General features: G+C 69.6%; 11 protein-coding genes and 4 pseudogenes. 8 read left to right on the top strand and 7 right to left on the bottom strand.

Annotated features, from left to right (window positions below):
• Together GJ632_RS16115 and GJ632_RS16110 are read right to left on the bottom strand one after the other, a co-directional pair.
• Positions 1-917 (bottom strand): hypothetical protein (locus tag GJ632_RS16115; RefSeq protein WP_191453480.1); only part of this gene is annotated, 917 nt, incomplete at its 3' end.
• Positions 914-1051, bottom strand: coding sequence for a hypothetical protein (locus GJ632_RS16110; RefSeq protein WP_191453479.1), 138 nt, complete (start codon positions 1049-1051; stop codon positions 914-916). The genes GJ632_RS16110 and GJ632_RS16115, both read right to left, overlap by 4 nt.
• 298 nt (positions 1052-1349) lie before the next feature.
• On the opposite strand from GJ632_RS16110, the gene GJ632_RS16105 reads away from it, so the two are divergent.
• The 7 genes and pseudogenes from GJ632_RS16105 (at position 1350) to GJ632_RS16075 (ending at position 3974) form a co-directional block, all read left to right on the top strand.
• On the top strand, positions 1350-2072 hold the full coding sequence (locus tag GJ632_RS16105) for a DUF2103 domain-containing protein (protein ID WP_089804963.1): 723 nt from the start codon (positions 1350-1352) through the stop codon (positions 2070-2072).
• A gap of 121 nt (positions 2073-2193) precedes the next feature.
• A complete protein-coding gene (locus tag GJ632_RS16100) occupies positions 2194-2475 on the top strand; it encodes a 50S ribosomal protein L37ae (RefSeq protein ID WP_089804962.1) in 282 nt (93 codons plus the stop codon).
• Between the two features lie 32 nt (positions 2476-2507).
• A complete protein-coding gene (locus tag GJ632_RS16095) occupies positions 2508-2642 on the top strand; it encodes a DNA-directed RNA polymerase subunit P (protein ID WP_006056430.1) in 135 nt (44 codons plus the stop codon).
• 20 nt (positions 2643-2662) lie between these two features.
• A complete protein-coding gene (locus GJ632_RS16090) occupies positions 2663-2914 on the top strand; it encodes a KEOPS complex subunit Pcc1 (protein ID WP_089804960.1) in 252 nt (83 codons plus the stop codon).
• Between the two features lie 67 nt (positions 2915-2981).
• A complete protein-coding gene (locus GJ632_RS16085; RefSeq protein ID WP_089804958.1) occupies positions 2982-3371 on the top strand; it encodes a prefoldin subunit beta in 390 nt (129 codons plus the stop codon).
• A gap of 4 nt (positions 3372-3375) precedes the next feature.
• Positions 3376-3609 (top strand): annotated as a pseudogene (locus GJ632_RS16080) (DUF3194 domain-containing protein); the annotation flags it as partial.
• A gap of 164 nt (positions 3610-3773) precedes the next feature.
• Positions 3774-3974, top strand: coding sequence for an HVO_0649 family zinc finger protein (locus GJ632_RS16075; protein WP_089804954.1), 201 nt, complete (start codon positions 3774-3776; stop codon positions 3972-3974).
• Between the two features lie 82 nt (positions 3975-4056).
• Here GJ632_RS16075 and GJ632_RS24845 read toward each other — a convergent pair.
• The 5 genes and pseudogenes from GJ632_RS24845 to GJ632_RS16055 form a co-directional block, all read right to left on the bottom strand.
• A pseudogene (locus tag GJ632_RS24845) lies at positions 4057-4221 on the bottom strand (universal stress protein); the annotation flags it as partial.
• Between the two features lie 133 nt (positions 4222-4354).
• Positions 4355-4480: pseudogene (locus GJ632_RS24840) on the bottom strand (universal stress protein); the annotation flags it as partial.
• Between the two features lie 60 nt (positions 4481-4540).
• A complete protein-coding gene (locus tag GJ632_RS16065) occupies positions 4541-5368 on the bottom strand; it encodes a ZIP family metal transporter (protein WP_343161216.1) in 828 nt (275 codons plus the stop codon).
• A 120-nt stretch (positions 5369-5488) separates the two neighbouring features.
• Positions 5489-7398, bottom strand: a pseudogene (locus GJ632_RS16060) (DUF2070 family protein).
• Between the two features lie 39 nt (positions 7399-7437).
• Positions 7438-7989, bottom strand: coding sequence for a GMP synthase subunit A (locus tag GJ632_RS16055; protein WP_191453477.1), 552 nt, complete (start codon positions 7987-7989; stop codon positions 7438-7440).
• 236 nt (positions 7990-8225) lie between these two features.
• Here GJ632_RS16055 and GJ632_RS16050 point away from each other — a divergent pair.
• Positions 8226-8618 (top strand): lysylphosphatidylglycerol synthase domain-containing protein (locus GJ632_RS16050; RefSeq protein ID WP_343161215.1); only part of this gene is annotated, 393 nt, incomplete at its 3' end.

The following is an 8618-nucleotide window of genomic DNA, read 5'->3' as shown; positions in this document are numbered from 1 at the left end:
ACGAGGGCGACGAAGACGACGGCGACGGCGTACAGCGACCCGCCCGCGACGGTGAGCGGGAGGTACGTGGCGGCCGCGAGGCCGAAGGCGAGTGCGGCGAGGGCGGTCGGACGCCGCGCGGGGCGGCCCGACGACGCCGCGACGCCGAGCGGATACCCCGCGAAGACGGCCGCGAGGGCGAGCGTCGTCGCCACCCCGGTCCGGAGGGCGAGCAGTCCGAGGAGGGTGCCGACGCCGGCGGCGACACCGGCCGCGGCGACGCCGGCGACGACGGGGACGAGCGACGCCCGCGAGGAGTGCGTCCACGGGCCGACGACGACGGCCGCCCCCGCGACGGCGAGTCCGGGGACGGCGACGAGGAGCGCCGACTGGTCGAAGAACAGGAGTAGCGCCGTCGGCACGACGCCGACGACGACGAGGCCGAGGACGGTCAGCCCGAGTTCTCGGGCGCGGGCGCGGAGGCCCGAACGGGGGAGCGACCCGAACAGGCGGTGGACCGAGACGAACCCGGCCGCGAGGACGGCCGTCGGGAGGCAGACCATGAACGCGAGGTTCCCCGCGACGGTGCCGGAGACGGCGAGGGCGAGTGCGACGGCGGTGAGTCCGTCGCGCAGGAGGGGGGGCGTCCCGTCGGGCGCGAACACGAAGAACGACGCCGGGCGGTAGTCGGCGGTGTCGGTGACGACGACGCGGTTCCCCGTCGCCCGGACCGTCGTCCGAGTCTCCGTCGGCCGGTTCGACAGCGTCGTCTCGGGCGGGCCGACGAGCGTCAGTCGGTCGCAGGAGAGGGTTCGGAACTCGCTGCCGCGAACGTGGAAGTAGTCGACTCGAAGCAGGCCACCGGGCGTCCGGGCGGCGAAGTCGTCGGTTCGGAACCGGAACGCCAGCGTCCGGGGTCCGGCGGCGGCGACGGTCACGTTCGCCGGCGAGACGGTGCCGGAGCGTCCGCGACGACCCGGCGTCGGAGCGACTCGTCGCCGCGGAGTCGGGTCACCGTCGAGCGGTTCCGGAACGACGCGTTCACGCGCCAGTCCGCGGCCGTGTCGTTCACCACCGTCGCGTGCGCGGTGGTCGATTCGACCGTCGCGTTCGGCAGCGAGTACGTGAGCGACCGAGTCAGCGACCGCTCGCAGAACGGTGTCGCCTCCGGCGGACTCGACGCCGCGGCGGGGCGGGCCGACGCCGAGGAGGAGGGGCGCGACGAGGAGGGCGAGGAGGGCGAACGTGACGGGGCGGCGACCGGTCATCGTTCGAGACTCCCCGTCGACCCTGAAAGCGTTTCTCCCTCGGTCGGCGCGGGTGCCGAGTCGAACAGTCGGCTTTTATGCGGCCGTCGCCTGCTCTCGCACATGGACTGCGGGCGGTGCGGCACGCCGTTGGAGAAGCCGGGAGACTACTGTCTGACGTGCAACACCGCCAACTGCGACACCGTCGTCGCCGCCTTCGAACGCGACAGAGCGGAACTGACGATGCTGGACGGCGAGGAGGTGGTGGGGACGACGACGGTGACGACCATCCCCGAAGAGGACGACGAGGCGATGGTGGTCGAACTCCGGAACTTCGCCGGCCTCGTCGCCGACGAGATTCGACGGAAGCGACCCGAGGAGGTGTACGCCGCGGGCGACAGAGACGTGCTCAGGGAGACGCGCGCGCAGTTGCACCACGAGTTCTACCGCGTCGCCGGCGAGGAGCCCGTCAGACGCGTCCTCGAACGGCGCGGCGAACGCTCGCTGGAAGTCGTGGAGACGCCGCCGAGAGAGAAGATGGGCGGGACGCACTCGACGCTCATCGGCGACCGAGAGGGCAGGCGCGCCATCGGCGTCGTCGCCGACCACCCGCACGTGAAGAAGATAATCCCGGGCCCCATCGACGCCGGCGGGATGGGGTCGCAGAAGAGCCTCCGCGCGAAGGTGACGCGCGCGGACCGCAACGGCAACGTCCGCCTCCTCCTGCGCGACGGGTCGAGCGTCCAGGAGAACCGCATCGTCACCACCGCGATGGACACCGAGACGGGCGAGTTCGTCCGCGACGACCTGAACGAGGCGTTGCGCGAGGCGGAGTTGCAGGAGTGACCGACGGGGCGGCGGCGCGACGAGAGGCCGACGAGGGCCGTCTCGACCCGTGCCACACCGACGCACGCTCCGAGTCCGACTCGCAGGCTTTATCCCGGTACCGGGGCTACGACGCGATACTATGGCCGAACAGAAGGCACGGAAGACTGGGAGTGCCGGGCGCTTCGGTGCGCGCTACGGACGCGTCGCCCGACGACGTGTGAAAGAGATAGAGGCCGACATGCGCGACGCGAAGGTGGACGGCGACTCCGTCACCCGCGTCGGCACCGGCATCTGGATGAACGAGGAGACGGGCGAGAAGTTCACGGGCGGGACGTACCGCCCCGAGACGCCCGGTGGCAAGCAGGTCCGCCGCTCCATCCGCGCCGCTCTCTCGAGCGACGACGGCGAGGAGAGCGCGTAAGACACATCACGCCCGACGACAACCCCTAAACGATGAGCTACAAGTGTTCTCGGTGTAAGCGCGACGTCGAACTCGACGAGTACGGCGGCGTGCGGTGTCCCTACTGCGGCCACCGTGTGCTCCTGAAGGAGCGCGCACCGACCGTCAAGGAAGTCCCGGTCGAATAGCGACCCCCCCGTTCTCGCGGATGGACCGCCGACACGACGTCACCCTCGCGTTCACCTACCCCGACGAGCGACGCGCACGGACCGTCGCCGAGAGCGTCCGCGTCGAGGAGGGCGCGATAGCCGACGACCGGTCGGCCGTGCGCGTCGAACGCGACGGGCGAACCGTCCGCGTCACCGTGGCCGCGGCGGACCTCGTCGCCCTCCGCGCGGGCGTGAACACGTGGACCCGTCTCGTCGGCGTCGCCGAACGCGTCGCGGACTGTGCGGCCTGATTTCGGCGACTGACACGGCGCGGGGAGAATACTGGTCTTTTTCAGTCCGGGTCACATGGGTCTGGGTATGCAGGGTAATTTGCCGCCAGAAGCGCAGGAGAAGCTCGAAGAACTGCAGGACCTTCAGGAGACGGCACAGCAGGTGGCCGCGCAGAAGCAGTCCGCCGAGTCGACGCTCACCGAATCCGAGACGGCGCTCGACGCCCTCGAGGACATCGACGAGGACACCGTCATGTACCGCGAAGTCGGCGAACTCCTCGTCGAGACTGACTACGAGACGGCCCACGACGACCTCAGCGAGAAGGTCGAGAGCCTCGAAGTGCGCGTCGAACAGCTCCAGAAACAGGAAGAGCGCGTGCAGGAGCAGTTCGAGAGTCTCCAGAGCGAACTCCAGCAGATGCTGCAGGGCGGCGCGGGCGGCGGTCCGATGGGCCCCGGCGGCGCAGGCGGCGCGTAAGCGAATGCCGACGGACGAGACGGTCGTCGAGACGGCCGCAGAAGCGGCCGAAGGCGTCATCTTCGCCCGCTACAAGCAGTCCGAGGTCACGGACTTCGACGTGACGGTCACGTTCGAGGAGGGAATCCTCGAAGTGGACGTCTACGTCAACGCGCCCGACGACGCGGACGCCGACGCCGAGGACGTGGCCGACGAGGCGGCGCGGACCGCACGGGACGCCGTCGACGAACTGTTCGCCGACGACGCGGACGCCGACGCAGGCGCCGATGCCGATACCGCAGAGAGCGACTCTGCGGGCCACCAGATCGAGTCTGGTGACACCGACGCGGCGTAACCCGCGTCTCTCTTTCGTTCACGCTTCCGTGAGGAATCGTTATCAATTTGGTTGCCATATGATACCGTATGGCAATAAGGAGTGGCATCGGAGACACGCCGCTGGACCGACTTCGCGGGCACTACGAGCGGACGCGAATGCGCTGTTCGGCCTGCGGACACGTCGACACCGAGGGCCGGTGGACGGCGGCGACGACGGGCAGCGAGATAACGTACGAGCACGTCTGTCCGAGCTGTCGCTACACCGACCGCGTGGTCATCGAGACCTGAGCGTCCCGTCCGGGGGCGGTGCCGGGAGAGCGGGCGTCGTCAGCGTCGGCGAAACGAGCGCCAAGGACCACAGAGCGGTCGTTCAGTCCTCGAAGGTGGCGACCAGCACCGGCACGTCGCCCGTCCTGACGACTTTGTCGGTCACGCTCCCGAGGACCGCCTTCGTCAGTTCGCGGCGGCCGTGCGTCGGCATGACAACGACGTCGACGCCCTCCGACGACGCGTAGTCGACGATGGTGGCCGCCGGGTCGCCCTCGCGGACCGCCGTCTCGACGGTGACGCCGCGCTCTCGCCCCTCGGCCGCGAGCGTCTCGACGAGGCTCCCCCCCTCGCTCGACCATGCGCTCGCGTATCGTCTCGTGGAGGGACGCCCCGGGCGAGAGCACGTCCACGACGTGGAGGACGTGGAGCGTCGCCTCCTGGTCTTCGGCCAGTTCCAGGGCGTGGTCGAACGCCCGAGTCGCCCCCGCAGACCCGTCGGTCGGAAAGAGGATGGCGTCGTACATAACGGAGAGACGCGCCACAGCCAGTAATAGATTCACCGTGAGCGCGGCCGACGGCGGCGGTCAGCCGAGCGAGATGTCGAGGTAGAGCATCACGATGACGCCGAAGATGGTGCCGAGCGTCGCGACGCGTTCGTGGCCCTTCGTGTGCGTCTCCGGGACGATTTCGTCGCTGATGACGAACAGCATGGCGCCGGCGGCGAAGCCCATCGCGTACGGGAGCAGCGTCGACACCGTCTGCACCGCGTACGCGCCGAGGACGGCGAGCGGAATCTCGACCACGCCCGAGCGGACGCCGGCGAAGACGGCGTAGAACCGCTTGTCCAGCCCGGCGTTGATGGCCGCCACCGATACGGCCAGCCCTTCGGGGATGTTCTGGATGCCGATGGCGAGCATCAGCGGAATCGCCGTCGAGAGGTCCCCGCTGCCGAAGCCGACGCCGACGGCCAGCCCCTCGGGCATGTTGTGGAGCGTGATGGCGAGGATGAACAGGACGACGCCGGCGAGTCGTTCGTCGTCCACCGGGAGGTCATCGCCGGGGTTCGCCGCGTCCGCGCGCCGGCGCCCCGAGAGCAGGAAGTGCGCGTGCGGGACGAGCACGTCCGACCGGTCCAAGAACAGAGCGCCGAGCGCCACGCCGAACAGCACCGGGAGCGGGTTGCCGTTCGAGTACGTCTCGATGCCCGGGATGATGAGGCTCGTGAAACTCGCGGCGAGCATCACGCCGGCGGCGAAGCCGAGCGCGCCGTCCATCGCCCGGTCGGAGGGGTTCCGCCAGACGAACACGAGCGACGCGCCGAGCAGGTTGAGTCCGGCGATGACCAGTCCGCCGACGAGTCCGTGGACCACCGGGTTCGTCCCGAACAGGGCCGAGAACTGGTCGACTATCACGGTCCACCTCTCCTGTCACGTGAGCGCATCGGAAAGATGTCTCTCCGTATCGGTATTGGGTCTGTTGGTGCCGCGGCGCGCGGACGGCCGCGGCGGGGGCGGACCGGCGGCGGCCCTGGGTCAGGCGAACAGGAAGATGAGGACGCTCACCGCCATCGCCGCGAGGATGATGGAGACGGCGAACGCGCCGCCCATGGCGACGACGGCGTTGGCGTGACTGGCGAGCGTCTCGGTCCGGTCGTTGCCGAACACGGTCACCTCGGTTCGCTCGACGGCCATCCCCGCCTCGACGGGTTCGACGTCGCGTACCGCCTCCCGGGCGAGGTCCGCGACGAGGCGGCGGAGTTCCCCCTGGTCGATGGCCGCGCCGACCTGGTTGTCCGCCTCGACGGTGTTGACGATGTGGGTGTCCGTCGTCATCGCCTCGGCCACGTCGACGAGCGACTCCTCGCCCTCGGTCAGGTCCGCGACGATAGCGTCCCGGAGGCCAGGTTCCATGTTGTTCCCGTCGACGAGGACGTACGCCGTCCGCTGGCCGGCGACTTCGGTGACCGCGACGCGGATGCCGAGGGGTCCGATGCCGTCGGTCGGTTCCCACTCCGTCCGGTCCCACGCGACGCCCATCGAGAGGTCGCCGCGGGCGGCCGCCGAGAGGTGTTCGCCCGCGAGGCCGGCGGCGGTTATCATGTCGAACGACCGCTTGGACCCCGGCGTGACGTGGCCGAGGTCCGGGCCGTCGAGTCCGTTGTTGCTGTTGTGGGCGTCGACGAGGAGGACGTCGTCGAGTCCGGCCGTCCGCGCCTCCGCCGCCGCCGAGAGGCCGACGGCGTACTCCACGTCGTCGGCGAACTCGGGCGCGTACGTCGAGACCAGGAGGGCGTCGTCGCCGAACGCCTGCCCCAGCATCTTCGCCTCGCCCGACTGCACCTGCACGCTCTGGGTCGCCTCCGACCCGTACTCGATTCTGTCGTACGCGGCGTCCGCGGCTTCGAGGATGGTGTCGACTTCGCGTTCGGTGACGAGGTTGAAGTCGTGGCCGGCGGTGGCGTGCGGGGGGAACGCCAGCCCGTCCGAGCGGGTGGCGACGCGTTCCGGGAAGTTGCCGCCGCCGATTTCGCCCATCGGCCCGGGGTGTATCATCGGGAGGATGAAGCGGGCCTTCTCGCCGACGCTGGACCGGAACGCGAGGACGGTGACGGGGACGATGGCCTTCTCGCCGAGTTGCTCGAAGAACTCCTCTAGCTCGTCGGTCCCCTCGGCGATGTGGCCGACGAACCCGCGGAGGAAGTCGAGGACCGAGACGCCGAGGCTTCTGCGCCACGGGCGGTCCACGACGACGATGAACACGTAGACGCCGAAGGCGTAGACGGCGCACGTCAGACCGAGGAGGAGGAAGTGGTCCGGCGAGACGGTCGAGAGTTCCGACGGGGCGTGGTCGGCGCGCGCGAGGTACGGAATCAGGTAGGCGTCGAGGATGGGTCCGCCCACGGACATGAAGGTGAGCGTCCCGCTGTAGATGAACAGCAACACCGCCGCCGCGAGCGTCTGGATGCTCGCCGGTATCGCCGCGACGAGCAGCGAGGACCGCGAGACGGCCATCACGACGAGGAGTCGGAAGGCGAACACCGACGCGAGGGCGACGACGAGGGCGTCGAAGACGAACCGCTGACCGAGGCCGGTGAACACCGAGACGATGGCCGCGAGGGTGACGATGGCGACGATGAGTACCTCGCAGACGAGTGCGAGCAGCGACGACCGGTTCGGCGTGAGCGTCCCGCCGACGAAGCGGTCCACGCCGGAGGTGCCGAACGCGGCGACGACGGTCGCACGCCGATGAAGAAGATGCCCTCCCAGGCGTCCTTTCCGAGGAAGAACAGGCCGCGCCACGTCCGCATCGACTCGCCGGAATCGAACGCGGCGACGCCGGCCATCGCCGCGATGAGGACTGCGAAGGCGAGGCTGGTGTACCAGCTCGGCGCGCGGAAGATGAACCGCGACAGCCCCGCCAAATCGCTCTGAGTGGCAGTCATAGTCGAGAGAGAGTTTGAGCTATCTAAAAACCCGTGCGTTCAGGCGGCGCAGATGTCGAGGAAGTTCTCGAACACTTCCTCGCCCTCCTCGGTGTGAGCGACTTCCGGGTGCCACTGGACGCCGTACAGGTCGCGGTCGGTGTCGCTCATCGCCTCGACGTCGCACACGTCGGAGCGAGCGGTGTGGGTGAAGCCGTCCGGAACCTCCTTCACCTCGTCCGCGTGACTCGCCCAGACGCGGGTTTCGGGGGCGAGCGACCCGACGAGCGGGTCGTCCTCGTCGAGGATGTCGACGCTCACGTCGGCGTAGCCGCCGTACTCGCCCGATCCGACGCGGCCGCCGAGTTCGGCGGCGATTATCTGCATGCCGAGGCAGATGCCGAGGACGGGCACGTCCAACTCGAGGTAGTCGGGGCAGTTGCCGATGCGGTCCATGTCGGGTCCGCCCGAGAGGACGATGCCGTCTGCGTCTATCTCCTCGGGCGGCGTGTCGTTGTCCACGAGTTCGGTGTCGATACCGAGGTCACGGAGCGCCCGGTGTTCGAGGTGCGTGAACTGACCGTGGTTGTCGATGACGACGATGCGAGTCATCAGTTACTGCGTCGTAGTCGGGAGGCGGTCAAAAAGCGTCCGGAACGCGGCGACGGAACGAACGGAGGGCGAATCGGGCGACTGAGCGGCGACACGGGGGTCGCGACCGGACGGGAACGGGTTCGTCGGTGGCGGCGACGGGTCCGCGGACGGACGAGAGCGCGCGCGACCGACGTCGGCGGGGGCCCCGACCCCATGACATCGGACTGAAGTCCCTCGCCCCCGTTCGACCGGACGTGGAGCCCCCGCATTCTCGCACGCGTGTCAGACCCGCCGTCCGCGCCGCGGTCGGCATCGCCCTCGCAGTCGTCGTCCTCGCCGTCTTCGTCCGATTGACCGGCGGTCGGGAGGTGGTCGTCGCCGTCGCCCGCGCCGACCTCGGACTGGTCGCCGTCGGGAGCGTCGCCGGCGTCGCCGCCATCTCCGCGTGGGGCGAGTCGCTCCGTCACGCCCTGACGACGACGAAACCGGTCGGGGGGCTCCGCTACCGACTCGCCTACCTCTCGGGGGACTTCGCGCGGCAGATTCTCCCGATGGGTCGGCTGAGCGGCTCCGCGATAATCAGCTACGCCGTCTCCCGGCCGTTCGAGTTGGAGTACGAGGAGGCGCTGGCGGCCGTCACCGTCGCG

This window comes from Halogeometricum sp. CBA1124, from assembly GCF_009741955.1.
In the GTDB taxonomy this organism is placed as follows: Archaea; Halobacteriota; Halobacteria; order Halobacteriales; family Haloferacaceae; genus Halogeometricum; species Halogeometricum rufum.
This window is presented reverse-complemented; position numbering and strand designations above follow the sequence as displayed.

Bases quoted from the DNA above. Each gene is read 5' to 3' on its own strand.
- GJ632_RS16105 (WP_089804963.1), top strand. From the start codon at position 1,350: ATGGACTGCGGGCGGTGCGGCACGCCGTTGGAGAAGCCGGGAGACTAC.
- GJ632_RS16100 (WP_089804962.1), top strand. From the start codon at position 2,194: ATGGCCGAACAGAAGGCACGGAAGACTGGGAGTGCCGGGCGCTTCGGT.
- GJ632_RS16095 (WP_006056430.1), top strand. From the start codon at position 2,508: ATGAGCTACAAGTGTTCTCGGTGTAAGCGCGACGTCGAACTCGACGAG.
- GJ632_RS16090 (WP_089804960.1), top strand. From the start codon at position 2,663: ATGGACCGCCGACACGACGTCACCCTCGCGTTCACCTACCCCGACGAG.
- GJ632_RS16085 (WP_089804958.1), top strand. From the start codon at position 2,982: ATGCAGGGTAATTTGCCGCCAGAAGCGCAGGAGAAGCTCGAAGAACTG.
- GJ632_RS16075 (WP_089804954.1), top strand. From the start codon at position 3,774: ATGGCAATAAGGAGTGGCATCGGAGACACGCCGCTGGACCGACTTCGC.
- GJ632_RS16055 (WP_191453477.1), bottom strand. From the start codon at position 7,989: ATGACTCGCATCGTCGTCATCGACAACCACGGTCAGTTCACGCACCTC.